The sequence below is a fragment of the Bradyrhizobium sp. 160 genome (assembly GCF_023073735.1).
In the GTDB taxonomy this organism is placed as follows: domain Bacteria; phylum Pseudomonadota; class Alphaproteobacteria; order Rhizobiales; family Xanthobacteraceae; genus Bradyrhizobium.
Genome location: NZ_JADPKD010000055.1, coordinates 173,923 through 198,026 on the forward strand (window position 1 = coordinate 173,923; position 24,104 = coordinate 198,026).

Annotated in this window: 23 protein-coding genes; 6 read left to right on the forward strand and 17 right to left on the reverse strand. The window is 64.5% G+C overall.

Features of this window, described 5'->3' with window-relative positions; all coding sequences use genetic code 11:
* Window positions 1-17: 17 nt before the first annotated feature.
* From IVA98_RS22575 to IVA98_RS22585, 3 genes are read right to left on the reverse strand one after another with little or no spacing between them, the layout of a single operon-like run.
* Window positions 18-887 carry an MlaD family protein gene (locus tag IVA98_RS22575; RefSeq protein WP_247334396.1) on the reverse strand — a complete coding sequence of 290 codons (870 nt, stop codon included), beginning with the start codon at window positions 885-887 and terminating at the stop codon, window positions 18-20.
* A gap of 16 nt (window positions 888-903) precedes the next feature.
* Window positions 904-1,674: an ABC transporter ATP-binding protein gene (locus IVA98_RS22580; protein ID WP_247300168.1), complete on the reverse strand. Its 771-nt coding sequence runs from the start codon at window positions 1,672-1,674 to the stop codon at window positions 904-906.
* Window positions 1,675-1,676: 2 nt separating this feature from the next.
* On the reverse strand, window positions 1,677-2,810 hold the full coding sequence (locus IVA98_RS22585) for an MlaE family ABC transporter permease (protein ID WP_247300170.1): 1,134 nt from the start codon (window positions 2,808-2,810) through the stop codon (window positions 1,677-1,679).
* Between the two features lie 134 nt (window positions 2,811-2,944).
* On the opposite strand from IVA98_RS22585, the gene dgcA reads away from it, so the two are divergent.
* Window positions 2,945-3,940, forward strand: a complete 996-nt coding sequence (dgcA, locus tag IVA98_RS22590; RefSeq protein ID WP_247300172.1) for an N-acetyl-D-Glu racemase DgcA — start codon at window positions 2,945-2,947, stop codon at window positions 3,938-3,940.
* On the opposite strand, the gene IVA98_RS22595 is transcribed toward dgcA, so the two are convergent.
* Window positions 3,910-5,106: an MFS transporter gene (locus tag IVA98_RS22595; RefSeq protein ID WP_247300174.1), complete on the reverse strand. Its 1,197-nt coding sequence runs from the start codon at window positions 5,104-5,106 to the stop codon at window positions 3,910-3,912. The two genes, dgcA and IVA98_RS22595, sit on opposite strands and share 31 nt — an antisense overlap.
* Window positions 5,107-5,181: 75 nt before the next feature.
* Here IVA98_RS22595 and IVA98_RS22600 point away from each other — a divergent pair, with 75 nt between their 5' ends.
* The gene (locus IVA98_RS22600; RefSeq protein ID WP_247355537.1) at window positions 5,182-6,606 is read left to right on the forward strand and encodes a hypothetical protein; all 1,425 of its coding nucleotides are present in this window, start codon (window positions 5,182-5,184) and stop codon (window positions 6,604-6,606) included.
* Window positions 6,607-7,324: 718 nt separating this feature from the next.
* The gene (locus IVA98_RS22605) at window positions 7,325-8,101 is read left to right on the forward strand and encodes a Crp/Fnr family transcriptional regulator (RefSeq protein ID WP_247300179.1); all 777 of its coding nucleotides are present in this window, start codon (window positions 7,325-7,327) and stop codon (window positions 8,099-8,101) included.
* Window positions 8,102-8,231: 130 nt separating this feature from the next.
* On the opposite strand, the gene IVA98_RS22610 is transcribed toward IVA98_RS22605, so the two are convergent.
* From IVA98_RS22610 to IVA98_RS22630, 5 genes are all read right to left on the reverse strand, one after another.
* A complete protein-coding gene (locus IVA98_RS22610) occupies window positions 8,232-8,429 on the reverse strand; it encodes a hypothetical protein (protein WP_247300180.1) in 198 nt (65 codons plus the stop codon).
* 40 nt (window positions 8,430-8,469) lie between these two features.
* Window positions 8,470-8,673, reverse strand: a complete 204-nt coding sequence (locus IVA98_RS22615; RefSeq protein WP_524536397.1) for a hypothetical protein — start codon at window positions 8,671-8,673, stop codon at window positions 8,470-8,472.
* Between the two features lie 201 nt (window positions 8,674-8,874).
* Window positions 8,875-9,342, reverse strand: coding sequence for a phasin family protein (locus IVA98_RS22620; RefSeq protein WP_247300182.1), 468 nt, complete (start codon window positions 9,340-9,342; stop codon window positions 8,875-8,877).
* Window positions 9,343-10,161: 819 nt separating this feature from the next.
* A complete protein-coding gene (locus IVA98_RS22625; RefSeq protein WP_524536398.1) occupies window positions 10,162-10,521 on the reverse strand; it encodes a hypothetical protein in 360 nt (119 codons plus the stop codon).
* Between the two features lie 83 nt (window positions 10,522-10,604).
* The gene (locus IVA98_RS22630; RefSeq protein ID WP_247334390.1) at window positions 10,605-11,048 is read right to left on the reverse strand and encodes an RbsD/FucU family protein; all 444 of its coding nucleotides are present in this window, start codon (window positions 11,046-11,048) and stop codon (window positions 10,605-10,607) included.
* A gap of 165 nt (window positions 11,049-11,213) precedes the next feature.
* Here IVA98_RS22630 and IVA98_RS22635 point away from each other — a divergent pair, with 165 nt between their 5' ends.
* Window positions 11,214-12,968 (forward strand): caspase family protein, encoded by a 1,755-nt coding sequence (locus tag IVA98_RS22635; RefSeq protein WP_247355539.1) that lies wholly within the window; start codon window positions 11,214-11,216, stop codon window positions 12,966-12,968.
* 279 nt (window positions 12,969-13,247) lie between these two features.
* On the opposite strand, the gene IVA98_RS22640 is transcribed toward IVA98_RS22635, so the two are convergent.
* From IVA98_RS22640 to thiD, 4 genes are all read right to left on the reverse strand, one after another.
* Window positions 13,248-14,231, reverse strand: coding sequence for a threonine/serine dehydratase family protein (locus IVA98_RS22640; protein WP_247300191.1), 984 nt, complete (start codon window positions 14,229-14,231; stop codon window positions 13,248-13,250).
* Window positions 14,232-14,295: 64 nt separating this feature from the next.
* A complete protein-coding gene (locus tag IVA98_RS22645) occupies window positions 14,296-15,333 on the reverse strand; it encodes a glycosyltransferase family 4 protein (protein ID WP_247355540.1) in 1,038 nt (345 codons plus the stop codon).
* Window positions 15,333-16,145, reverse strand: a complete 813-nt coding sequence (locus IVA98_RS22650) for a UDP-2,3-diacylglucosamine diphosphatase (protein WP_247355541.1) — start codon at window positions 16,143-16,145, stop codon at window positions 15,333-15,335. Before IVA98_RS22650 ends, IVA98_RS22645 begins: the two co-directional genes overlap by 1 nt.
* A gap of 214 nt (window positions 16,146-16,359) precedes the next feature.
* Window positions 16,360-17,160 carry a bifunctional hydroxymethylpyrimidine kinase/phosphomethylpyrimidine kinase gene (gene thiD, locus IVA98_RS22655; RefSeq protein ID WP_247355552.1) on the reverse strand — a complete coding sequence of 267 codons (801 nt, stop codon included), beginning with the start codon at window positions 17,158-17,160 and terminating at the stop codon, window positions 16,360-16,362.
* Window positions 17,161-17,695: 535 nt separating this feature from the next.
* On the opposite strand from thiD, the gene IVA98_RS22660 reads away from it, so the two are divergent.
* A complete protein-coding gene (locus IVA98_RS22660) occupies window positions 17,696-17,941 on the forward strand; it encodes an Lrp/AsnC ligand binding domain-containing protein (RefSeq protein WP_061878884.1) in 246 nt (81 codons plus the stop codon).
* 146 nt (window positions 17,942-18,087) lie between these two features.
* On the opposite strand, the gene IVA98_RS22665 is transcribed toward IVA98_RS22660, so the two are convergent.
* The gene (locus tag IVA98_RS22665) at window positions 18,088-19,014 is read right to left on the reverse strand and encodes a c-type cytochrome (protein ID WP_247355542.1); all 927 of its coding nucleotides are present in this window, start codon (window positions 19,012-19,014) and stop codon (window positions 18,088-18,090) included.
* Between the two features lie 155 nt (window positions 19,015-19,169).
* Between IVA98_RS22665 and IVA98_RS22670 the strand changes: the two genes are divergently transcribed.
* Window positions 19,170-19,586: a CHRD domain-containing protein gene (locus tag IVA98_RS22670; RefSeq protein WP_247334382.1), complete on the forward strand. Its 417-nt coding sequence runs from the start codon at window positions 19,170-19,172 to the stop codon at window positions 19,584-19,586.
* 72 nt (window positions 19,587-19,658) lie between these two features.
* On the opposite strand, the gene IVA98_RS22675 is transcribed toward IVA98_RS22670, so the two are convergent.
* The 3 genes from IVA98_RS22675 to IVA98_RS22685 form a co-directional block, all read right to left on the reverse strand.
* Window positions 19,659-20,942, reverse strand: coding sequence for a cystathionine gamma-synthase family protein (locus tag IVA98_RS22675; RefSeq protein WP_247355543.1), 1,284 nt, complete (start codon window positions 20,940-20,942; stop codon window positions 19,659-19,661).
* Between the two features lie 255 nt (window positions 20,943-21,197).
* Entirely contained in the window at window positions 21,198-21,644 is a 447-nt protein-coding gene (locus IVA98_RS22680; protein WP_247300198.1) for a c-type cytochrome, read from the reverse strand.
* An 86-nt stretch (window positions 21,645-21,730) separates the two neighbouring features.
* Window positions 21,731-24,040 carry a xanthine dehydrogenase family protein molybdopterin-binding subunit gene (locus tag IVA98_RS22685; protein WP_247355544.1) on the reverse strand — a complete coding sequence of 770 codons (2,310 nt, stop codon included), beginning with the start codon at window positions 24,038-24,040 and terminating at the stop codon, window positions 21,731-21,733.
* Window positions 24,041-24,104: the final 64 nt, after the last annotated feature.

The window sequence follows — 24,104 nt, forward strand, 5'->3', positions numbered from 1 at the left end:
CGCGAACGCCTCGCCAACTATCGTCTGCGCTCGCTCGCCGTCGGCTTTGGCGGCTCGGGCGGCGGGGCGGGTTGCGATGAGTTGCTGGCGCCGAACAGGACGCGGGTCGGGTTGCGGTCGAAGTTGTTCACGGCGCGGCTGATGTCGCCGAGAGTGCGGCGGCCATCGCTCATCAGCGCGCCGGAGCGCTTGTCGAAATCCTCGGCCAGTTCGCGGATCGACTTCACCGCCTGGAACAGCTCGCCGCCGTCCTTGCCGCCGGCCAGCGTGTTGAGGCCGAGCATGAGATTGTCGGCCTTGAGCATCACGCCGTCGACCTTGGCCATCACGCCATCGATCTTCTCGGAGTTGCGGGCGAGCGAGTTGGTGAAGGTCTCCAAATTCTTCAGCGAGTTCTTCACCGATTCCTGATTGTCGGCGACGATCTTGTTGATGTTCTGGAGCGTGCCGCGGATCGCCTCGGTGACGTCCTGGAGCTTGTTGGGATCCGCCGTCAGCGTCGGGATGCCGTCCTGGTCGAGCGGCGGCGGGGCCGCGTCCTCGTCGCCGCCCTTGAGCGAGATGGCGGCTACACCGGTGAGGCCCTGGAATTCGAGCCCGACCAGCGTGTCCTTGCGGATCGGGGCGTTGTTCTCGATCATGGCGAGTGCGACAACCCGCCGCGGGTTGTCCAGCTTCACCGAGACCACCTCACCGACCCGAATTCCGTTGAAATTGACGCTGCCGCCGTTGCGCAAGCCCGCCGCGGGGCCCTCGAACACGACGCGCAGGGGGCTGCGCTGCTTGGTGGTGTGCAGCGACTGAAACCACAGCACGAAGCCGATCGCAGCGGCGATCACCGCCAGCGTGAACGATCCGATCAGCACGTAATTTGCGCGCGTTTCCATCAGCTACTCCGGCACCTCAGCCCATCACCGCGCGGGCGCGCTTGCCATGGAAATATTGTCTCAGCCAGGGATGCTGCGAGGCCTGCATGTCGGCGATCGACCCTGCTGCAATGATCTTACCGTTTCCTAGAACGGCGATGCGGTCACATGCTGTGTAAAGGCTATCGAGGTCGTGCGTTACCATGAAAACGGTCAGTCCCAAAGTGCGCTGGAGCGTCCTGACCAGCTCGTCGAAGTCGCCGGCGCCGATCGGATCGAGGCCCGAGGTCGGCTCGTCCAGGAAGACGAGATCCGGATCCAGCGACAGTGCACGGGCGAGTGCCACGCGCTTGATCATGCCGCCGGAGAGCTCGGACGGGAAGCGCTCGGCAACTTCCGGCCTGAGACCGACCATGGCCAGCTTGGCCATGGTGATCTCGTCCATCAGCCGCTGCGACACGCGCAAGTATTCGCGCATCGGAAACTGGATGTTCTGCCGCACCGTGAGCGAGGAGAACAGCGCGCCCTGCTGAAACAGCACGCCCCAGCGCCGCTCGACATTTCGCCGTTGCGACGTGCTGGAGGAATCGAGGTCGACGCCGAACACCTCGATGGAGCCTGCGACCTTCGGCACGAGGCCGATGATGGTGCGCGTCAGCACCGATTTGCCGGCGCCCGAGGGACCGACGAAGCCAAGGATCTCGCCGCGCTTGACGTCGAGGTTGAGGCCATCGAGCACGCGCGTTGCGCCGAACTGCACGGTGACATCGCGGACTTGGATGATGGGGTTCTGGATCTCGCCTGCCATCGTCACATCCCGATCGAGGCGAAGAAGATGGCGAAGATGCCGTCCATGACGATGACGAAGAAGATGCCCTTCACCACCGACGCGGTCGTGTGCTGTCCGAGCGATTCCGCGCTGCCCTGCACGGCAAGCCCTTCGACGCAGGCGACGATGCCGATCACCGCGGCCATCACGGGTGCCTTGACGATACCGACGATGAAATGATCGATCGAGATGGCGTCGCGCAGCCGCAACAAGAAGGCCTCCGGCTGGACACCGCCATAAAGCCAGGCGACGAGCCCGCCGCCATAGAGCGCGGCCATCGCGCCGAGGAAAGCGAGGATCGGCAGCGCAATCACGAGCGCCATCATGCGCGGCAGCACCAGCACCTCGATCGGGTCGAACCCCATGGTGCGCAGCGCGTCGATCTCCTCGCGCATCTTCATCGAGCCGAGCTCGGCGGTGTAGGCGCTGCCCGAGCGGCCGGCGACCATGATCGCGACCAGCAGCACGCCGATCTCGCGCAACACCAGCACGCCGAGCATGTCGACGACGAAGATATCGGCGCCGAACCTGCGGAAATGGAAGATGCCTTGTTGGGCGATGATGCAGCCGATCAGGAAGGTGATCAGCACGATGATCGGCACCGCGCGCCAGCAGACCTGCTCCATGTGGTGCACGGTCGAGGTCAGGCGGAACGAGCGCGGGTGGATCAGGACGCGAAAGCCCGCGGCGAGCACCGCGCCGAGCATGTCGACGAGGCCCGCCATCGTACCGGCAACGCCGGCGACCGCCCGGCCGATCTGCTCCAGCATGCCGATGATGGTGATCGTGCTGCCGTCGACCACGGGCGTCGCCCTGACCCGCCGCACCTCGTCCACCAGGCTCGAATAATTGGCGGAGAGCCCCGCGATCTGGGCCTCGACAGGTCCTTTCGTCAGGCTGCGGCGCAGCCGCTCGATCAGCCAGGCGCCGAACGTGTCGAGCTTGGCGACCTCGGAGACGTCGATGAAAATGCTTTGGGGGTTGCCGGCGAGCTGCTCGGCATCGGCCACCAGCCGCTCCAGGACCGGCGCGAAGCTCGCGGTCCAGGTCCCGGTGGCGCAGAGTGCAAGCGCATTGCCCTTGGCAACCCGTTCCAGCTTCGGATCGCCGCTCAAGATGTCCGCTCCCCTGCCGGGACGGAGGAAAACAGAAGGTTGCGCACGCGCCCTTACCTAGAGAAGGTATCCCCAACTGGCCACTATTAGTTGCTACAGGTAACCAGCAGGTTCAGATTTCGCCAGAGTTCAAAATGACTTCCAGCAAACTTGTCTCCCTGGCGGCACGAATCGAACGCTTTCCGATTGCCGGCAGCTTTACCATCAGCCGGGGGGCCAAGACCGAGGCCGTGACCGTCGTGGCGGAGGTCAGTCAGGACGGGCTGACCGGCCGCGGCGAGTGCGTGCCCTACCCCCGCTACGGCGAGACTCCGGAGGCGACGCTCGGCGCCATTCAGGCCATGCAGCAGGCCGTGGCGGGCGGGCTGACGCGGCAGGCCCTCCAGGCGGCAATGCCGCCTGGGGCGGCTCGTAACGCGCTAGATTGCGCCCTGATTGACCTCGAGGCCAAGGTGGCCGGCCTGCGCGCCTGGAACCTGCTGGGCCGCCCGGAGCCCGGCGAGCGTACGACCGCCTACACCATCTCCCTCGGCACGCCCGAGAGCATGGCCGCGGCAACCGCCAAGGCCGCACACCGGCCGCTGCTCAAGATCAAGCTGGGCGGCGAAGACGATCCGGCGCGGATCGCGGCGGTGCGCAAGGCCGCCCCCGAATCCGAGCTGATCGTCGACGCCAACGAGGGCTGGAGCGAGGCCAATCTGGAGCACAATCTTGCCGCCTGCGCCGACGTCGGCGTCACGCTCGTGGAGCAGCCGCTGCCCGCCGGCAAGGACGAGGCGCTGGCACGGATCAAGCGTCCGGTCACGGTCTGCGCCGACGAGAGCGTGCACGACCGCTCGTCGCTCGAGCCCCTGCGTGCGCGCTACGACGCCGTGAATATCAAGCTCGACAAGACCGGCGGCCTCACCGAGGCGCTGGCCATGGCCGATGCCGCGCAGTCGCTCGGCTTCGAGATCATGATCGGCTGCATGGTCGCGACCTCACTGTCGATGGCGCCTGCGATGCTGGTGACGCCGCAGGCGCGCTTCGTCGATCTCGACGGCCCGCTGCTGCTGGCGCGCGATCGCGATCACGGCCTGCGTTATGACGACAGCCTGGTTTACCCGCCGGACGCTTCGCTCTGGGGATGAGACTTGAGCCGGTGCCGCGCCGACCAGATCACCAGCGCACCGGCAGCGGCCATCGCGGCCATGACGTAATACAGGCCGTCGCCGATGCGGGCGTAGATCGCGCCTGACGCGATCGAGGTCGTTGCGCCCAATAGACCGTTGCACGCGGCGTAGTAGCCCTGTCCCCGCGCGATCTGGTGCGGCGGCACGCGCTGCACCAGGAGATTCATGGTGCCGACGATGGTCATGCCGAAGGTGAGACCGTGGCCGAGTTGCACGATCGCGAGCAGCGCCAGCGGCGGCTCGTTGGCGGTGACGATCCAGCGCACCACCGCGCTGAGCCCCCCGATCGCCATCATCGTGGACGGATGCAGCGAGAAGCGCGGCGAAAGGGCGAACACGACGATCTCCGCGATCACACCCAGCGTCCACAGGGCCGCGATCGTCAGCCCGCCGAGACCCTGGAGCTGCCAGTTGATGGCCGAGAAGGTGTAATAGGCGACGTGGCTGCCCTGGATCAGCGCCGCCGAGGCGATGATCGCCCAAAAGCCGCCATCGCGCAGCAAGGCCTTGCCGGCATGCGTCTCGGCGGTCCTGCGCCTGACCTCGTCGAGCGGCTGAAGCAGCAGGCTGGCGAGAACCGCGACTACGGTCCATGCGACGATGACCCAGATCAGATCACGCGGCGCGATGCTGTCGACGAGATAGCCGCAGGCGAGCGAGCCTGCGGCGAACGCCGCCGAGCCCCACAGCCGCAACGGCCCGTAATCGAGCCCGTAACGCGCGACACCGCGCAGCGCGTAGGCATCGGTCAGCGGCATCGTCGGCGTCCACATCATGCAGGTCAGCGCATAGATCAGGAACAGCGCCAGCGGCTGCTGCTGCAAGCCGACCGCGGTAAAGCCGATCGCCGTCACCAGCACCGATACCATCATGGCGGCGCGAATAGCCTGCCGCTTTTCGGCAAAGGCGGTCACTTGCGGCAGCGTGGTGAAGCGCGTGATCGCCGGCAGCGCGTTGATGAGGCCGATCCAGGCCGCGTCGACGCCGATCGCCTTCAGCCACACCGGGAAGAACGGCAGATGCGTGCCCGAGACCGCGAAGACGGCCGAATAGAACAGGGCGAGGCTCACGGCGAATCGCCGCTTCTTGGCTTCCGCGATGGGGATTTGTGATTCGCCTGCCATCAAACCAATTGCGATTCGGTCGATATCGTGGTGATCGTTACAGTAACGCGCGGTGATTTGCGCGACGAGATTGTCATGGCCAACGAAGCATTCGCCCTTTCGCCCATGTCTGCCCGCGCGGCCGAGCCGAACGAGCAGGATTACGACGCGATCCGCGAAGCCTTCATGGAGACCGCGCGCGGCCGCTGGTTCCTCGGCGAATATGCCAAGCGCAACCGCAATGCCGACACCCGCATGGTGCTAGATGCGGTTGCGAAGATCGAAGAAACCCTTGCGGCACAGCGACAACCCGTCGTCGAGGACCGCCTGCCCGAGGCGCTGGTCGAGATCCGCCGCGCCATTCGCGAGGCCGAGACGATTGCGATCGCGGCGTTCGATCCCGCCGCGATCGAGGCGAGCCTCGCGCCGATCCCGCGCGGGGTGCGTATCATCAAGGAGATCTCCTGGCGCTGGCGCGAGATCGGCGCCGACGGGCGAATCTGCGACCTCATTGATTCGCAGCTCGCCTCGATCGAGGCGGCCTGCGGACAGATTTCGACCATCGACCCCCGCGTCGAGCTCCAGGCGGCCTTCGATCTGCTGAGGGATCGGCTCGAGCAACTCGACGGCGGCGCAACGCCCCAAGCGGCGCCTTACGAGCCGGCTCCGAGGCAGGAGGCGCCGTCGTCTGCGGCAGACCTGCCGCCTGCCGAAGTCGCACCTGGCGCGATGGCCAGCGAAGCCCCCGTGGCTTCTACGGAGGCGCCGCAGGACATCGCAGCCACTCCGGAGGTCGAAGCACCTGGCGTCACTGAGACGTCGGCCGTTGCCGAGCGGGCCATGGACACCGCAGTCGCGCCGGAGATCGTCGCCGAAAGCCAGATCGCTCCCGAAAGCGCTGCGCTCGACAATGTCGTGCCTGATGATGCCGAGCTTGAAGGCGCCTCGTTTGAAGAGCCGGCCACTGAACCGGCCGCCTTGACGGAAGCAACCGATGCGTTCGCGCTCGATGCCGCCGCGGAAGCCGAGGACGAAGCCATCCTCGAGGCCATCGCGCTGGAGATGGCCGCGCCGGATTCCGACTTCGACGAGATCATCGAGCCGGTGGAGAATGAAGCGGTCGCTCCGGAGCCGGCAGCTGCCGAGGTCGCAGCTCCCGTTGCGGCGGAGTTGCCGGAGCCGATCGCGCCAGAGCCGGTCGTCGCAGCGGTCGAGGAAGAGCCCGCAGACGCGCCGATCGCGATGGAGTCGCTCGCGCGCCTCACCGACGCCATCGCGGAAGCTGCCGCCGAAGTGATGGAGCAGCAGGCCCCGGCCATGGCGGCCACGGCAACATTCGCGGCAGCGCCAACCGCGCCGCTGCCGATGCCCTCGCCGCTGTCCGCGTCCTTGCCGGAGCCCTCGCTCGGCGCCACCATCCTCGCCAGCGGCATCTTGCAGAAGCCCCGCGCGCCGGCGAACGACCCGCTCGCGCCCATCCGCCGCATGACCCAGGCCGAGAAGATCGCGTTCTTCTCGTAAACCTCAGCACCCCACTCCCGTGTCCCGGATTAGCAGCAACGCCCTTTGCGTTGATGCGCAGAGCCGGAACCCAGAAGCCACGTTCCCCGCTGCTACATGGGCGCCGACTTCGCGATCTTGTACGATCTCGTCTGCCGATTGCGAGCAAGCGTCGCGTCAGGCTGCCACGGCCGTACTTGGAACAAGCCGCAATCAACGCGTCCACATCGGCCGAAGCGTAGGTAGCTCCGCGACAACCGTTTCGCTGTTGATGCTCTCGGCTTGCGAGGTCAGTGCACATCTTGGCGGCAGCGCAATGCCATCTCCTGGTGCGAGGAGATTAAGCTTGTGACTATCCAGATCGTGAGTGCGTTTGCGGCGTAGGACAGCAATTCGCAGACACATTCGATAAGTTGATCTGTTCCATGTCGAGCGAAACTGGGATTGCTCAATGCGCAACAGTAAAAGAAGCATGTGGAACTCTGGGATTCCGTCTGGCCGTAGGGTTTTACCCATGCGCATTTTGCAATTGCATTGCTGCCCGCGGTGCACTTGCATCGAAATCGTGGAGTTGCGCGGTTGAGCGTTGAGATTGTTGTTGAGAGCGAAGGCGTCTGGAAAATGAATTGGATATCAGTGCGTGTAGAGAAAGCAGACTTAAACAAATGTTGAGATCGCTGTTCGGTGCCGCTTCGAATGGAGGAAGCGGTGCAAGCGTTACCGCGGCTTCGCTGTGGTAATGGCTTCCGGCGGATTTGGTAACCGCCTTCTTGCAACACTTCCGCGATCAGACTTCGATCTGCTGGCGCCCGAGCTGGAGACGGTCGTCCTCGATCACAACGCGGTGCTCTCGCGAGCGGGCGAGCAGGTCGATTACGTCTTCTTTCCTCATGCCGGCGCCATCTCGCTGATGGTCGACATGGCGGATGGCCGGACGGTTGCAACCGCAGTGATCGGGCGTGATGGGGTCGTAGGCAGTCTTTCGGTGCTGGGGCCGTCGCCTTCGGCCATTACCGCCATCGTTCGGGTGGCGGGCACCGCCTCTCGGATTTCCGCGTCGCGATTTCACGCCGCTTTTGGCCGGAGCCCTGCGATCCGCCACGCAATCCAGAGCCACGTTAGAGCGATGCTCATCCAGTTTCAGCTCGGCTCGGCCTGCCATGCGCTGCATCCGGTCGAAGCCCGCATGTCGCGTTGGCTGCTTCAGTTGCGCGACTGCGTCGACCAAGACGTCCTTCCGCTCACCCAGCAGGAGCTGTCGCAAATACTCGGTGTCCGACGAACGACGGTGACGCTCTTGATGCGCAATCTGCGCGCGTCCGCTGCGATCATCTCTGATCGAAGAGGCCAGATCGAAATCGACCGGTCCCGACTGGCGGCGGCCGCCTGCGAGTGCCACGACACCATGCGGCGCGAAATCGAGGAGGTGTTCTCGATGGGGATGGGCCGATCACGCGAAACGGCCGTTTCGCGTGATCGGCGAATCCTGACCAGCGAACCCGGCGGCGCTGGGTAAGCTGCTTTCAATTGGGTCGAGACACGCCGCAACCTTGCACGATTGCCCTCCTCCTTCCGAGGAAGTCAGGAGGGCGCTGGTGAACTAAAAGCCAGTTGCCGGAGAGAGAAGGACGGAGCGTCGAACCTGATCACGTTCTCTCGGGTCGATCACTGTCCCCTGCAGGTTTGCATTGCGCCTCGATTTTCGCAAGCTCGCGCAGCACCGCCGCCACCTCGCGCAGTTCGTTGCGCGCGGGGCCCGGCTTCAGTCGTCGTGCTTCGTCAAGAAATTCTCTGGCCTGCATCAGGAAGACGGAGCGTGCATTGGTTGTTTGCGTCCCCGCCATCGTGTCCCTCCAGATTACGATCCACGAGCTGTGGGGTCGGTCAGGCCGTGTGCCACGGCTGCGGCGCTGCGCGAGCGCTCGGCTCATCCACCCAGCCTTCCTGTGCAAACCAGGCGTGATCGGCCTGACAGATCGGACAATGGGTGCGCCTGAAAAACACAATGCTGCGCAAAAAACTCTCGCGATCGGCCTTGATGCCGGTGGGGATAGCGCGGCCGCTTCGCGGGCATTTGATCATGACCATTCCCATGTGACCTCCCTTTGCACGTCAGCTTGCATTCCGAAACAAAGGCCGGCCCGTCAGATTGCGCCTCTTATTGGTGCGGCTACTTGGGGGGCATCGCGCACCTGGCCATTATTGGTCGAGCATGTGGGGGCATGTTCGTGGCGAGGCTTGTTCCGACGGGCCGGTTTCCCTGCTGAAGGACTCCTGGACGAGAGCTTTTTAGCTGGCCGGATGCAGGACCTTGGCGAAGTACTTCTTGATCGGCTCGCCGGCTTCTTTCGCAAGCTTCTCCCCAAGCCCCCACAACTCCTTGTTCTGGGCGGACGCGGTGTCGAAGGTCTTGCGCGCTTGCGCAACGGACAAGGTGAAAACATCCGGGACTGACTTACTACCCAGGGCCTGCGCGAAGAAGTCGATCGCAGACACCGTATTGGCGTTCGACATTTCGATCAGCTTGGCCGCGTAGTCGGTTGCGCCCTTGGCATTGCTCGAATACGTCTCACGCAGCGCTTCCGCCATCTCCGCCGACGCGACCTTGATCTTCTCGCAGCCTTGCTGTGCGCTGGCGACCCCCTGCTCGGCGAAACCGCCGATCGCGCTAGACAGCGGGATATTCGGGAACCCGAATAACGGAATTGCGTAACCATTCGTCCCGTTCAGTCCAACTTTCACTTCGCTTTCACTCACGGCACCATCCTCGTTCTCAAGCGGCATCATTTCCCGAGAGGTTGACTTGCCTCATGGGACTGGAGGCGAGGACATGTCCCCGCTTCCATGTTCGATCAGATTCAAAGGAGCTCTTAACCCCGGCCCTGAGATGCCATCATGCGCGAAGCAAGCGGACGCTGTCGGTTCGATGTGCGACTCTCGGTGAAATTTTTCTCTCAGATGTCAAGACACGCAGTCGTCATATCTACAGGAATTGTGCTGTGCGGTGGGAGCCTCGTCAGGGGTGTGAGGCACTCCGCGCGAGCGCGCTCTGAATCGTTCCTGCGTCGGTGGCGGGCGTCGCGCCATTTCGGAGTATGCTATCGCCGCCAAAACCGGCCAGCTCTCCGACCCAGTCCAGTTGAAGCACTGTCGCCGTAATGCAAATCGCCGTGGCGAAGGAACTAGCGGCGCGCCATTCTACCCTCGGGCACGCGTCTCGCTGCGACGCGGCCCGGCCTTGGCGCGAGCCGACCTTGTCGTTAGGCGCAGGCCATCGGAGTGCGGCTCTGAGATTCGGGTCCAACTGCTCTCGCCGCCAAAGGCAAGCGGCCATCCACACGCAGCCGACTGTGACCAGTAGTCCATGCGCCATGCGGAGGGGCTGCGCGCCAAAGAATTGCGGAACGTATAAAGGACATCCCGATGGCAACGGACGCCGCTTGCCTTCGGAGAGCGACAGGAGCGCCAAAGCGCCGTTGTGGTCCCATTTTCATCGGCCGCGGTGCCCCGGCTCTGCAGCGCATCGCCGAAGGAGCGCTGCGCTGCCTCCGGGGCGCGAGAGCGCCGCGCGAGCAATCACCCGCAATTCCAGATCGGCCCGATCGGCGTCCGCGTCCAGCACGGCCCGAAACTGCCGCCATTGTAGCGGCCGCCGCCGAAGCCGGGGCGGCCGAAATAGTGCCACTCGCCGTCCCAACGGTAATACTGAGGAACCGGATCGATGTACCAGTGGCGCCGGTCGGCGCGCGACAGGCGACGCATCGCGTCCTTCTGGTTGTAAAGCGGGATGCTGTTGCTGAGCGGCTGCCGATAGCCCGGCACAAAGCCGTAGCCTTGCCAGACCGGCTTGGGCCGCTTTTGAATTGACGCAGCCGGCGCGACGGCGGGGAGCAGCGACAGGATGACAGCAACAGATAGACACACAAGGCGAGACATGAATCGACCATAGTCGGTCGGTTGCGCGGAGGCCATTCAAATTCGGGTGCAGAGTTCTGCGCGACCTTGCGCAGAATTATTCCCTAGCTGATCACGCCCTTGCGGATCAGGAAGCAGCCATAACCTCGGCTGTCGCCCACCTTCACGACGCCGAAGCCCGCCGCCGCCGCGCGATAGAAATGCGCCCGTGAGAGTTTGCCGGGAGCAACGGGGCCGCCGGCCGCGCGTTCGATCTCCGCCAACACGGCGCGCTGCACCTCCGGGACTCGATCGGAATCGTCCACCGGCATCATCACGCGCACCGGATCGGGATCGAAATCATCGAGCGGATAGAGCGTCATGATGGCACGGACGGCCGTCTCCATACGCATGCCAGGCAACTGGATCAGGCGCTGCGACGAGGTCGCCGCGGCAATGCGGGTTGCGGGGTGGTTCGCGTCGACGACCACAAGATCGTCGCCGTGGCCCATCGAGGCGAGCAGCCAGAGCAGGTCGGGTGTCAGGATCGGATCGATCAATTTCAGCATGTGACGGACTGTCCTCCCAAGCGATGGCAAACGATAGCAGGTTCCAAACGTGATTCAGGTCACGGAGCCTACCATCGTGATCGTGATCACGGACGTCCAACTCGAACGCGGTCAGGCTCCTTCGCAACCAATCTCGCATCGAGATGAGTGCCAAAGGAGCACGCCATGTTCCGCCTAAAGCATTTCCTGATGACTGCGGGTTTCCTGGGAAGCCTGTTCGGCTTCGCCTGCGGGCCCGTTTCCGCGCAAGTCGCCCCGGTTGCACCGACTCCCACTGCGCTGCAAGGCCCGGAGCAGCGGGTCGCGCTGGTGATCGGTAATGCGAACTACCAGAACGCGCCGCACCTTGCGAACCCCGACGATGACGCGCAATCGATGGCGCAGTTCTTGAACTCAGCCGGCTTCGAAGTGGTCGCCGCGACCGACTTGACCCAGAACGACATGCTGCGCGTCGTCCAGGACTTTTCCGCCAAGGTCGCTTCGCGCGGTCCGAACACGGTGGCGATGGTCTACTACGCCGGGCACGGCGTGCAGCTCGCCGGCGAAAACTATCTCGTTCCCGTCGACGCCAAGGTGTCGAGCCCGACCGAGCTCGTCAACAATTCGGTGCGCCTGGTCGACGTAATGTCGACGCTGGAGACGATCCCGAGCCGCATGCGCATCGTCATCCTCGATGCCTGCCGCAACAACCCCTTCCCCCAGGTCAACGACGCCGGCCGCGGCCTCGCCATCGTCGATGCGCCGAACGGCTCGATCGTCGGCTACTCGACCGCGCCGGGCGCCGAAGCGCTCGACGGCACCAACGGCCACAGCCCCTACACGCAGGCCTTCCTGAACGTCGCGCGCGAGCCCAACGTGCCGATCGAACAGCTGTTCAAGCGCGTGCGCCTGCAAGTGAACCAGACCACCAGCGGTGCGCAGATCCCGTGGGAAAGCTCGTCGCTGACCTCGGATTTCACCTTCTTCGGCGACACCGCCGTTGCCGCCAACCGCGCGCCAGTGAAAGCGCCGGTGGTGCAAATGGCCTCCAACCTGCCGAGCCGCTCGACCCGCCAGGCTTATGATTACGTCGTGTCCGAGGGCCGGCCGGAATATTATCAGGAGTTCATTCAGATGTACCCGCACGACCCGCTTTGCGACCACGTCCGGTGGCTGCTCAACAATCTCCTGATCTCGCAGGCCTGGCACAAGGCTGTGCTCGCAAATTCGCCTGTTGCCTACAAGAGCTTCCATGACAACTTCAGCAACAGCCCCTATGCGCAAGTCGCGCTGAAGCTGCAGGCGCAGCCGAAGGAGATCCCGTTGATGCAGGCGACCAAATTCCTGGCGCCGCAGAACATTGCCCCGACGCTCAAGATCGGCAAGCTCGGTCAGCCCAAATACATGCCGCTGATGCACCAGGGCAATGGCGGCGCGCATGTAAACGGCGACCTGCCGGTCGTGCAGAAGCCGCTCGACGGCAATGTGATCGGCAAGCTCGGCAATGGCGGCCAGATCGTCAACCTGCCGGCAGGCAACAACCAGTCGAACCAGCAGAACGGCACGCCGTCGCAGACCCCGGGCAAGATCGTCACCCTGCCTGCGCCGACCAACAGCATGCCGAATGGCGGCAACGGCAAACCCGGCAAGATCGTGAGCATGCCGGTGAATGTCGGCAAGGGCGGCCCGAACGTCGAGGCAAAGCCGGTCAACGTTCAGACCCAGAACCACCCGATCCGCATCAACAACGGCAACACCGGAATCGTGAAGCTCAACAACAATCCGGTGAACAAGGTGCAGGTCCAGAACAGGGTGGCGAACAATCGTCCGCAGCTCAACTCGATGCCGACCCGCATGGTCAACAGCGGCAACAACTTTCGCCAGTCGATGAACCAGGCGCCGAGCATGGGCGGCAACAATCGCCGGAGCTTCATGCACTGATCGCGCGGAGAAGGTGCGCACCCTCCCCTGCTTGCGGGGGGAGGGTTGGGGAGAGGGTGCTTCCACAGTCGAGGACCCCCAAGAGGAAAGAGCCCCCACCCGGCGCTTCGCGCCGACCTCCCCCGCAAGCGGGAGAGGTTGCACCGAGCAAGGGGCAAGCTGAATCCGCCAAGCCACAAATGCAAAAGGGGTAGAGCGGCAACGCTCTGCCCCTTCTTCATGTCAGCTCTTGCACATCGTCATTCCGGGATGCGCCTAGAGGCGCAAGCCCGGAATCCATTAAGCCACCAGCTCGGCGAACAGATCCGCATCGACATTGCCGCCGGAGAGCACGATCACGACGTTCTTGCCGGCGACGTCGAGACGTCCCGCCAGCAGCGCGGCAAGGCCAACGGCCCCGCCCGGCTCCACCACGAGCTTGAGCTCCCGATAGGCAAACGCCACGGCAGCACCGACTTCGGCATCCGACGCGGTGACACCGCGCGCGAGCAGCTTGCTGTTGATCGCAAACGTCATCTCGCCGGGCATCAGGGCCATCAGCGCATCGCAGATGGTGCGGCCTGCCGGCGGATGCGGCTCGCGATGACCCGCGGTCAGCGAAATGCCGTGATCGTCGAACGCCTCGGGCTCCGCGACCACGATTTCGGCCAGCGGATAGCGCGCCTTCACGGCCGTCGCGACGCCCGCGATCAGGCCGCCGCCGGAAGCCGGCGCCACCACGATGTCGGGGGCAAGGCCGAGGCCCGCCATGTCCTCGGCGATCTCGCGGCCGGCGGTACCCTGCCCCGCAATCACGAAGGGATCGTCATACGGCTTGACCAGCGTCGCACCGCGCTTCTCGGCAATGCCGCGCGAGATCGCCTCGCGGTCGTCGCGGTCGCGATCGTACAGCACGACCTCGGCGCCGTAGGATTTGGTGCGCTCGCGCTTGGACAGCGGCGCATCCGCCGGCATCACGATCGTCGCCTGCATGTCGAGGATCTTCGCCGCGGCCGCCACGCCCTGGGCGTGGTTGCCGGAGGAGAATGCGACGACGCCGCCGGCGCGCTTGTCCTGCGGGATCGAGAATACCTTGTTGAAGGCGCCACGGAACTTGAACGAGCCGGTGCGCTGGAGCATCTCCGGCTTCAGGAAGACCTTTGCGCCGACGCGCTCGTTGAGCACGGGGAAAGACAACAGCGGGGTGCGGATGGCGTAAGGCGCGATCACGCGCGCTGCGGCGTCGATGTCGGCGGGGCCGACCGGGAGGAGCTGTTCGATCATATCAGACCTTATCGCGGCCTGGGAGCCGCGAGCAAGACATCTCCCCGCGAGGATTTTTTGTCGATTAGGCCACGAAGCGCGGCGGTTCCGCCCCTTTCCGGCCGGGCAGCACCGCGCCTAGCGCCTCGATGCTGGCCAGGAAAGCCCGGGCCGAAGCCTCCCAGGTGTAATTGGCGGCGAACCAGTCCTGCCTGGAGATGTCGAGCGCGGCGAAGCAGGCGGTGCGCAGATCGTGATCGAGCGCGCCGACCGCCGCATTGCCGATCACGTCGCGGGGTCCCTTCACCGGAAAGGCCGCCACCGGCAGGCCACTTGCGAGCGCCTCCACCAGGACCAGGCCGAAAGTGTCGGTCTTGCTCGGGAACACGAAGACGTCGGCCGCAGCATAGATTTCCGCCAGCGCCTCGCCGTGCTTCTCGCCGAGGAAGATCGCATCGGGATAGGCCTCTTCGAGCGAGGCACGCGCCGGACCGTCGCCAACGATCACCTTGGTGCCGGGCAGGTCGAGGTCGAGAAAGGCCTCGAGGTTCTTCTCCACCGCGACCCGGCCGACCGAGAGGAACACCGGCGCCGGCAGACAGAGGTCGATCGCGCGGGGACGGAACAAATGGGTGTCGACGCCGCGCGGCCACAGCACGACATTGTCGAAGCCGCGCTCGGCGAGCTCGCGCGCGAGCGCAGGCGTCGCCGCCATCACGGCGCGGCTGGGCGCATGGAAGCGGCGCAGCGCGCGCCAGATCAGCGAGCCCGGCACTGGCACGCGAGCCCGGACATATTCTGGAAAGCGGGTATGGAAGCTGGTCGTGAACGGCAGCTTGCGCTGGCGGCAATAGCGGCGGACCATCAGGCCGATCGGCCCCTCCGTCGCGATGTGGATGCTGTCCGGGCGTGCTTCTTCGATCAGCTTTGCAATTCGCGCCGGGCGCGGCATGGCGAGGCGCACGTCGCGATAGCTCGGCATCGCAAAGGTGCGGAACGATTGCGGCGTCAGGAACGTGAACGCGACGCCGAGCCCCTCTGCCGCGTCGGCCAGCTTGGTCAGCGTCCGAACCACACCGTTGACTTGCGGGTGCCAGGCGTCGGTCGCGACCAGGATGCGCATCAGGCAGCTCTTGCCGCGACCTGCGGGACGGTTGCCGGCTTCTGCAAATGATCCGCCCAGGTGATGATCTCGAAACGGCCGTCGTCGTGCTCGACCAGCGCGGTGCAGCTCTCGACCCAGTCGCCGCAATTCAAGTAGCGAATGCCGGCCTCGTCGCGGATCACGGCGTAATGGATGTGGCCGCAGATCACGCCGTCCGCGTCGTGACGTCGCGCGTCGGCGGCGAGCGCCTGTTCGAACGCGCCGATATAGTTGACGGCGTTCTTGACCTTCTGCTTGGCCCATTGCGACAGCGACCAATAGGGCACGCCGAACAAGCGGCGGAAGAAGTTGACGAGGCGGTTCATCTGGATCGCGAAATCGTAGGCCTTGTCACCGAGATGAGCGAGCCAGCGCGCGTTCTGCACCACGAGGTCGAAGATGTCGCCGTGAATCACGAGATAGCGCTTGCCGTCGACGCCGGTATGCACGGTGTTCTCGACCACGTCGATGCCGCCGAAATGCGTGCCGTAATAGTTGCGCAGGAACTCGTCGTGATTGCCGGGAATGTAGATGACCTTGGCGCCCTTGCGCGCCTTGCGCAGCAGCTTCTGGACGAGGTCGTTATGGGATTGCGGCCAGTGCCAGCTCGATTTCAGCGCCCAGCCGTCGACGATGTCGCCGACGAGATAGATGGTGTCGGCATCGTGGTAGCGCAGGAAGTCCAGCAGAAGATCGGCTTGAGAACCGCGGGCTCCGAGATGGACGTCGGAGATGAACAACGTGCGAAAGCGCCGCTCCGGGCTCTCGTCACTCACATCGTAACTTCCCATGCGCCAGCCTGTAACAATGTCCCGTGACAGGGGGATGACCGATTGAACTCTTGAGGCACGTTCCGATACGAATCACGCCTTGCCTCGCCTGCCCTGCGAATATCAGTCGCATGCGACAATCAGGCGACATGGCGCGCAGCGCCTCGTCCAAGATCAGATTCGCACTGGAAGCCCGGAGGGCAGGCGCTCCCTCTCCCGCTTGAGCGGGCGGTCGTCAGTAGAACTTATGGAAATGATGGATCGGCCCGTGGCCGTGGCCGACGCTGAAGCGGTCGGCGGCGCCAATCGCAGCGCTGATCCAGGCCTTGGCGCTGCGGACCGCCTGCTCGAGCGCCTCGCCTCTGGCGAGACCCGCCGCGACGGCCGAGGACAGCGAGCAGCCGGTACCATGGGTGTTCTTGGTGGCAAGGCGGGGCGCCGCGAGCGCGATGGCGTTGTCGGCATCAACCAGATAGTCGACGCTCTCCGCGCCTTCGCCGTGTCCTCCCTTGATCAGGACCGCGCGGCAGCCGAGCGCCAGAAGGCAGTGCCCCTGGCTTTCGATCTCGGCCTGGTTGGCCGCGACCGGTGCATCGAGCAGCGCAGCGGCCTCGGGCAGGTTCGGCGTGATCACCGAGGCGAGCGGTATCAGTCTCGTGCGCAACGCCTTGACGGCGTCGGAGGCCAGCAGCCGGTCGCCGGATGTTGCCACCATCACGGGATCGAGCACCACGTGCCGGGGCGCCCAGTGCGACAGCGCGGCCGCGATCGCGTCGATGCTGGCGGCCTGGGCCACCATGCCGATTTTCACAGCGCCGACATCAAGATCGGAAAACACCGCATCGATCTGCGCGGTGACGAACTCGGCCGGCACTGCGTGAATACCCGTGACGCCGCGCGTGTTCTGCGCCGTCAACGCCGTGATGGCGGAGGCGCCATAGACGCCGAGCGCGGCAAAAGTCTTCAGGTCCGCCTGGATGCCGGCGCCCCCACTCGAATCGGAGCCGGCGATGGTGAGCGCCACGGGCGTCGTCATCGCGGGAGACATCTGCTTGATCCGGACACCGCCATGGCCTGTCCTAGCGCGACCGTGGAACACCAGCAAGCGCCACCAGCTGCAAGCGACGCTGATTGGCGACACAGCCGTGCTCCAGCGCAGCAAGCGGACGCGGCGTGGACCGCGCAATCGTGCAGGCTTGCAAATGCAAGCTCACCTTCTCTTTATGGTCTTGCCCCTCAGCTTGCTTCGCCGATGCGTGAGACGTCAAGTGCTGGAACTGTCCGGCGCCGCCAGTTGCAGGCCGCCCGGGGCCGCGCCGACGAGACGATCCTGATCGCCGAGGACAACCCGTTCGTCCGCTCCTCGCTATTCGCAGGGTGGAAGCTCTCGGATATCGCGTCGTTGCCGCGGTCAATGGCAAGGGAGCCTTGCAGCAGCTGCGCACCGATCCCCAGCATCGACACGCAGTTCACCGAGTGCCGGACCCGCATCGAGGGGCGGCAAGTTCGCTTGCTAAATCCGGCCGATTTTGGCCTATTAGCCGGCTAGATGTGCTTTCGGAGTGACCGCGATGGTTCCCTTTTTCGTCCAGATCAAATGCAAGCTCGGCCAGTCCTATGTGGTCGCCAATGCGCTCGCCGAAGCCGAGATCGCCTCCGAGATCTATTCCACGGCCGGTCAATACGACCTCCTCGTGAAGTTCTACGTCGACAAGGACACCGACATCGGCCATTTCGTCAACGAGAAGGTGCAAGTGCTGCCAGGCATCCAGGACACCCTCACCATCATCACCTTCAAGGCGTTCGGCACCGGCTAACGGGCGTCATCGATGCGGGATGAGTTTGGTTATATCGATGCGAGCCAACGGTTCACCTCTCCCGAAGGGAGAGGTCGGATCGCATCGAAAGATGCGATCCGGGTGAGGGGTTACAGTCTCACGATCGAGCTAGCCTTCATCACGCACTAGCTGCCCTGCTTGCGCTTGGGCGGGGTCGGGCCGTCCACCGGGGGCAGCGATTTGACGTAGTCCGCCATTGCCGCGAGATCCGCGTCCGGCAGTTGCGAGGTGTTCTTGATCACGCGCGTCATTGCGCCGCCGACGCTGTCGCCATCGGGCAGTTCGCCAGTCTTGAGGAAATAGGCGATGTCCTTCGCGCTCCACTCGCCAAGGCGCTTCTGGGTGATGTTGGGGACCCAGCCCTCGCCTTCCGGATTGGGCCCGCCGGCAAACCGCTCGCTCGCGATGATGCCGCCAAGCGCGTTGCGCGGGCTGTGGCATTCGGCGCAATGGCCCAAACTGTTCACGAGATAGGCGCCGCGATTCCATGCCGGCGACTTCGCGCCGTCGGCGACGAACGGCTTGCCGTCCAGAAACAAGAATTTCCAGATGCCGACATTGCGCCGGATGTTGAAGGGAAAACTGACGTCATGGTCGCGCACCTTGCCCGCAACAGGCGGTAGCGTTTTCAGATAGGCAAAGAGGTCGAGCACATCCTCACGCTTGGCGTGCCGATAGGACGTATACGGAAACGCCGGAAAATAGTGCTGCCCGGCCGGCGAGACCCCGTGCATCACCGCGTTAACGAAATCGGCGTCGGTCCATTTGCCGACGCCGTCATTGGGATCGGGCGAAATGTTCGGCGCGTGAAACGTTCCGAACGGCGACTTGATCGCGACGCCCCCACCGAGCCTGAGACGATCAGGCTGATCGGGAACGGCATGGCAGGACGCGCAGCCGCCGGCGTTGAACATCACCTCGCCATTGGCAAGATCAGGCGCGTGCGGCGGCGTGGTGCCCGCGGCTGCCACTACGGGCGCGCTGAGCCACCAATAGACGCCACCTGCGGCAAGCGCGGCAAGCAGCGCCACGAGAATTGTTCGTTGCAACATGCACGTCCATTCGTTCTTGCGGCGAACCTACGACCGATCTCCGCGCGGCTCCAGCCACGAAGAATTTAGCCCCGCCCCGGCCGGAGACGGGAATAAACTGAAACGTCGGCTGTTGGAAGTTTAGCAGCCCAAACGGGTTCAGCAGGGAGAATGTCATGAACAAGACCGTCATCGCCATGTCAGTGCTCGCGGCCGCTGCTTTTGCAGGGCCGGCCAGCGCCGAAAAGCTGAAAGCAACGCTCGACGCCAAGTCCGAGGTGCCGGCAACGACCAGCAGCGGCACCGGAACGGCCGATCTGGACTACGATGCGGCCAGCAAGAAATTGTCCTGGACTGTCACCTATTCCGGGCTCTCTGGCCCTGCCACAGCCGCTCATTTTCATGGCCCCGCCGAAGCGGGCAAGAACGCCGGCGTTGCGGTCGCGATCCCGAATGCGACATCGAGCCCGGTCAAGGGCGAAGCGACGCTCACCGAGGCGCAGGCCGCCGATCTGCTCGGCGGCAAGTATTACATCAACATCCACACCGCGGCGAACCCGGGCGGCGAGATCCGCGGCCAAGTGACGAAGTAAGCGCGAACGCTGCGTCGTCGCGGAAGGGCCGGGCGCAGGAGGGGCGCCCGGCCTGTTCGATTCTCGCCACGCTCAAGCCGCGTTCAGTGCCTGCGTGAGATCTGCGATCAGGTCCGACGGATGTTCGATGCCGATCGACAGCCGGATCGTGGAATCGAGGACACCGATTTTCCGGCGGATGTCGGCGGGAACGCCGGAATGGGTCATCGTCGCGGGCAGGCTGGCAAGCGATTCCGTTCCGCCGAGGCTCACCGCGAGCTTGAAGATCTGGAGCGCGTCGAGAAATTTGACCGCCGCGTCCTTGCCGCCGACGATGTCGAACGAGAACGTGGAGCCGGCCCCCGAGCACTGCTGCGAGAACACGCGTCCGGCCGGCGATGTATCCTCGTGGTGACCGAGATAATGGACCTTCGCCACCTTGGCGTGATCGCGCAAAAAGTCGGCCACGAGGCGCGCATTCGCATCGGCCTTCTCCATGCGCAGGCTCAGCGTCTCCAGCGACCGGTTGATCATCCAGCAGGAATGCGGATCGAGCTGGGTGCCGATGGCGCCGCGCAGCGCCTTGATGCCCTTCATGATTGCTTTGGAGCCGAGCGCGGCGCCCGCGATCAGGTCGGAATGACCGCCGACATATTTCGTGAGCGAGTACAAGGAAATGTCCGCGCCATGCTCGATCGGCCGCTGAAACACCGGTCCGAGCAGCGTGTTGTCGCAGGCGATGATCGGTGTGTGGCCCTGGCTTTTCCCAATGGCCTCGGCGACACGGCGCATCATCGCAATGTCGACCAGCCCGTTGGTCGGGTTGGCGGGGGTTTCGATCAGAATCATCGACACCCGGCCCTTGCGCATGGCCTCCTCCGAAGCCTGTCTGACCGCAGCTTCGTCAACGCCATCGGCGAAGCCGACGGCGCCTATCGACAGACGCGCAAGCGTGTTCGTCAGCAGGGTTTCCGTCCCGCCATAGAGCGGCTGTGAGTGCAGAATGACGTCGCCTGGGCGGACGAAGGCAAGGATCGTCGTCGCGATGGCCGCCATGCCGGATGAGAACAGGGCGCAGCTCTCGGTGCGTTCGTAGATCGAGAGCCGGTCCTCGACGATCTCGCTGTTGGGGTGATTGAAGCGCGAATAGACCAGGCCCGCGCCCATCCCTTCCGGCGGCTCGCGCCGGCCGGCGACGAAATCGAAGAAGTCCTGGCCGTCATCGGCCGTCTTGAAGACGAAGGTCGAGGTCAGGAACACCGGCGGCTTGATGGCGCCTTCCGACAGTTGCGGATCATAGCCATAGGTCAGCATCAAGGTTTCCGGATGCAGCATATGGTTGCCGATGTGCGTCTTCGACGGGAACGGTTTTGCCATGGCCTGTCTCGCTGTTGCTTCAGTTCCTCGCCGGGCGTTGGAACCCTGATGTCATGAGGCAGTCAGGCGCGAGATGCGCCAGCATGCAACAGCTCACATCAATGCCGCCGCGGCTGGAGCAAAGATAACCGCTCTCACGGCGATCCGTCAGGCCTTGCGGACGGGATTTCCTGCTGGGCCGTGCGCCAACGCAAAAAAGGCGGCTGCTTGCCAACCGTCCTTTTTCGATTCGCGGTACCCCGGATGATGTTGGCGTCAGCCGTTCTTCACGCGGTAGGTCTCGTGGCAGCCGCCGCATTCCTTGCCGATTGCAGGCATCGTCGCCTTGAGCGAGTCGAGGTCCTTGATCTTGGCCTTGGCCTCGCCGACGAGCTTGGCAAAGCTCGCGACCTTCGCGTCGAAGCCGGCCTTGTCCTCCCAGACCTTCGGCGAGATGCTGTAGTCGCCATCGAGCTTCACACCCTTGGCGCTGGCCGGAAATAGGTTCGGCAGCTTCTTGGCGGTATCCTCGAACTGCGCCAGCGCGCTGTTCACCGTAGCCTGATCATAGGGCTTCTCGCCCTTGACCATCGCCGACATCGCGCCGGCGTTCTTGCCGTTGGCTTTCATGAGGGTTTGGACTTCCTTGGCGGAGTCCTGCTGCGCCCAAACCGCGCCCATACCGAACAGGAACGCGCCCCCGACAACCAACACTCGCTTCATTCGCAAAGTCCTTTTTCCATGATGCAGGATCGTGCCGACCCTCCTGAGGCCAACACCGGTCGGCAGGGTTCATTCCATCGCGTGAATCACAGGCTGTGGCGCCGGTGGTGCTCGTTGATCGCGATCCACACCCGCTCGGGCGTTGCCGGCATGTCGATATGGTCGATCTTGTATTCGCGCCAGAGCGCATCGACGATGGCGTTGACGACGGCCGGACAAGAGCCGATCGCGCCGGCCTCGCCGGCCCCCTTGACGCCCAGCGGGTTGGTCTTGCAGGGGACGTTGTTGGTCTCGAACACGAAGGCCGGCCCGTCCGCCGCGCGCGGCACCGCGTAGTCCATGAAGGTCGCGGTGATGAGCTGGCCGTCGCCCGCGCCATAGACCACCTGCTCCATCAAGGCCTGGCCGATGCCCTGCATGGCGCCGCCATGCACCTGCCCCGCCAAGAGCAGCGGATTGAGCGTCTTGCCGAAATCGTCGACGATCACATAGTTGACGATTCTGATGATGCCGGTGGCCGGATCGATCTCGACCTCCGCCAGATGGGTGCCGTTGGGATAGGTGCCGTCCGCGCTGGCGAAGGTCGCGCTGCCGTTCAGCTTCGACGGATCGGCGCCGGGCCGCTTGGCGAGGTCGGCGAAGGAGATCGAGCGGTCGGTGCCGGCGATCCGGATCACGCCGTCGGTAATTTCGAGATCGCCCGCGCTCGCTTCCAGCGCCTGCGCTGCGAACTCCTTCAGCTTCTTGCCCAGCTCGCCCGCAGCACGCTCCACGCAAACGCCGCCGGTGGGTATCGAGGCTGAACCGCCGGTGCCGAGACCTGTCGCGATCTCGTCGGTGTCGCCCTGGCGGATGTGCACACGCTCCGGCGGCAGGCCGAACTGGTCGGCGACGATCTGCGCATAGGCCGTCTGATGGCCCTGCCCGCTCGATTGCGTGCCGATCAGGACGGTGACCTCGCCATTGGGATCGAGGCGGACATTGGCGGTCTCCTCGCCCATCACGCCGCAGATCTCGACATAGCTGGCAAGCCCGATACCGCGGATCAGCCCCTGCTTCTTGGCCGCCTTGGCGCGCTTTCCGAACTCCTTCCATTCCGAGATCTCCATCGCGCGCTTGAGATGCGCGGCGAAGTCGCCGGAATCGTAGATCTTGCCGGTTGCGGTCTTGTAGGGCAGCGCTTTCGGCGGGATGAAATTCTTGCGGCGGATGGCGTCCGCCGTCATGTCAAGCTTTCGCGCGCAGGCGTCGACGAGGCGTTCGATGACATAGGCCGCCTCCGGCCGCCCGGCGCCGCGATAGGCATCGACCGGCACGCTGTGGGTGAAGATGGTGCGCACCCGGCAGTGGAAGGCCTGGATGTCGTAGAGGCCAGGCAGCATGCCGGCGCCGCCATGCGGGATGTAGGGCCCGAAGGTCGACAGATACGCGCCCATGTCGCCCATCAGGTCGCAATCCATCGCAAGGAACTTGCCGTCCTCGGCCAGCGCCATCTTCGCGGTCGTGACGTTGTCGCGGCCCTGCGCGTCGCCCATGAAATGCTCGGTGCGGTCGGCCGCCCACTTCACCGCCTTCTTCAGCTGTCGCGCGGCGACTGCCATCAGGGCGTATTCCCGATAGGGAAACAGTTTTGTGCCGAAGCCGCCGCCGACGTCGGGGCAGATCACCCGCATCTTATCGGTGGGGATATTGAGCACGTTCTGGCAGAGGATGTCGCGCAGGCGATGGCTGCCCTGGCTGCCGACGGTGAGCGTCAGATGGTCGCGCTTGGCGTCGTATTCGCACACGGCCGCGCGCGTCTCCATGAAGCTCGCGACCACGCGCGGATTGACGATGGAGATTTCGGCGACTGCATGCGCCTTGGCGAAGGCGGCTTCGGTCGCTTTCTTGTCGCCGATCGAAACGTCGAACAGCACGTTCCCGGGCTTGTCCGGCCAAACCTGTGGGGCTTCGGGCTTCACGGCGTTCACGACACCGGTCACCGCCGGCAGCGGGCTCCATTTGACTTCGATCGCCTCGATCGCGTCGCGGGCCTGGTCGATGGTCTCGGCGACGACGAAGGCGACGGCATCGCCGACATGGCGCACCTCATCCTTGGCCAGGATCGGGTAAGGCGGGCCGGTGAAGGGATCGGTCTCGAGGTTGAACAGGCAGGGCAGATTGCCGAGATCTGCAACGTCATCTGCGGTCAGGATGAGCGCGACGCCCGGCAAGCCGCGGGCGCGGCTCACGTCGATCGTGTATTTGGCATGCGCATGCGGCGAGCGCAGCATCAAGCAGCGGAGCGCGGCCTGCGGCGCGTAATCGTCGGTGTAGCGGCCCTTGCCGCGGATGAGTGCGTCATCCTCCTTGCGCAGCACGCTTTGGCCAACGCCGAACTTGATGGGAGCCGCCATTTTATCTTCCCGTTCTCATGGTTGTTTTGCCGGCATATTGCCGTGGAAAAACTGGCAAGGCAAA

Excerpts from the sequence above, each read along its gene's own strand:
- IVA98_RS22575 (WP_247334396.1), bottom strand. The coding sequence starts at position 887 with ATGGAAACGCGCGCAAATTACGTGCTGATCGGATCGTTCACGCTGGCG.
- IVA98_RS22580 (WP_247300168.1), bottom strand. The coding sequence starts at position 1,674 with ATGGCAGGCGAGATCCAGAACCCCATCATCCAAGTCCGCGATGTCACC.
- dgcA (WP_247300172.1), top strand. The coding sequence starts at position 2,945 with ATGACTTCCAGCAAACTTGTCTCCCTGGCGGCACGAATCGAACGCTTT.
- IVA98_RS22595 (WP_247300174.1), bottom strand. The coding sequence starts at position 5,106 with ATGGCAGGCGAATCACAAATCCCCATCGCGGAAGCCAAGAAGCGGCGA.
- IVA98_RS22600 (WP_247355537.1), top strand. The coding sequence starts at position 5,182 with ATGGCCAACGAAGCATTCGCCCTTTCGCCCATGTCTGCCCGCGCGGCC.
- IVA98_RS22605 (WP_247300179.1), top strand. The coding sequence starts at position 7,325 with ATGGCTTCCGGCGGATTTGGTAACCGCCTTCTTGCAACACTTCCGCGA.
- IVA98_RS22610 (WP_247300180.1), bottom strand. The coding sequence starts at position 8,429 with ATGGCGGGGACGCAAACAACCAATGCACGCTCCGTCTTCCTGATGCAG.
- IVA98_RS22615 (WP_524536397.1), bottom strand. The coding sequence starts at position 8,673 with ATGGTCATGATCAAATGCCCGCGAAGCGGCCGCGCTATCCCCACCGGC.
- IVA98_RS22625 (WP_524536398.1), bottom strand. The coding sequence starts at position 10,521 with ATGTCTCGCCTTGTGTGTCTATCTGTTGCTGTCATCCTGTCGCTGCTC.
- IVA98_RS22630 (WP_247334390.1), bottom strand. The coding sequence starts at position 11,048 with ATGCTGAAATTGATCGATCCGATCCTGACACCCGACCTGCTCTGGCTG.
- IVA98_RS22635 (WP_247355539.1), top strand. The coding sequence starts at position 11,214 with ATGTTCCGCCTAAAGCATTTCCTGATGACTGCGGGTTTCCTGGGAAGC.
- IVA98_RS22640 (WP_247300191.1), bottom strand. The coding sequence starts at position 14,231 with ATGATCGAACAGCTCCTCCCGGTCGGCCCCGCCGACATCGACGCCGCA.
- IVA98_RS22645 (WP_247355540.1), bottom strand. The coding sequence starts at position 15,333 with ATGCGCATCCTGGTCGCGACCGACGCCTGGCACCCGCAAGTCAACGGT.
- IVA98_RS22650 (WP_247355541.1), bottom strand. The coding sequence starts at position 16,145 with ATGGGAAGTTACGATGTGAGTGACGAGAGCCCGGAGCGGCGCTTTCGC.
- thiD (WP_247355552.1), bottom strand. The coding sequence starts at position 17,160 with ATGACGACGCCCGTGGCGCTCACCATCGCCGGCTCCGATTCGAGTGGG.
- IVA98_RS22660 (WP_061878884.1), top strand. The coding sequence starts at position 17,696 with ATGGTTCCCTTTTTCGTCCAGATCAAATGCAAGCTCGGCCAGTCCTAT.
- IVA98_RS22665 (WP_247355542.1), bottom strand. The coding sequence starts at position 19,014 with ATGTTGCAACGAACAATTCTCGTGGCGCTGCTTGCCGCGCTTGCCGCA.
- IVA98_RS22670 (WP_247334382.1), top strand. The coding sequence starts at position 19,170 with ATGAACAAGACCGTCATCGCCATGTCAGTGCTCGCGGCCGCTGCTTTT.
- IVA98_RS22675 (WP_247355543.1), bottom strand. The coding sequence starts at position 20,942 with ATGGCAAAACCGTTCCCGTCGAAGACGCACATCGGCAACCATATGCTG.
- IVA98_RS22680 (WP_247300198.1), bottom strand. The coding sequence starts at position 21,644 with ATGAAGCGAGTGTTGGTTGTCGGGGGCGCGTTCCTGTTCGGTATGGGC.
- IVA98_RS22685 (WP_247355544.1), bottom strand. The coding sequence starts at position 24,040 with ATGGCGGCTCCCATCAAGTTCGGCGTTGGCCAAAGCGTGCTGCGCAAG.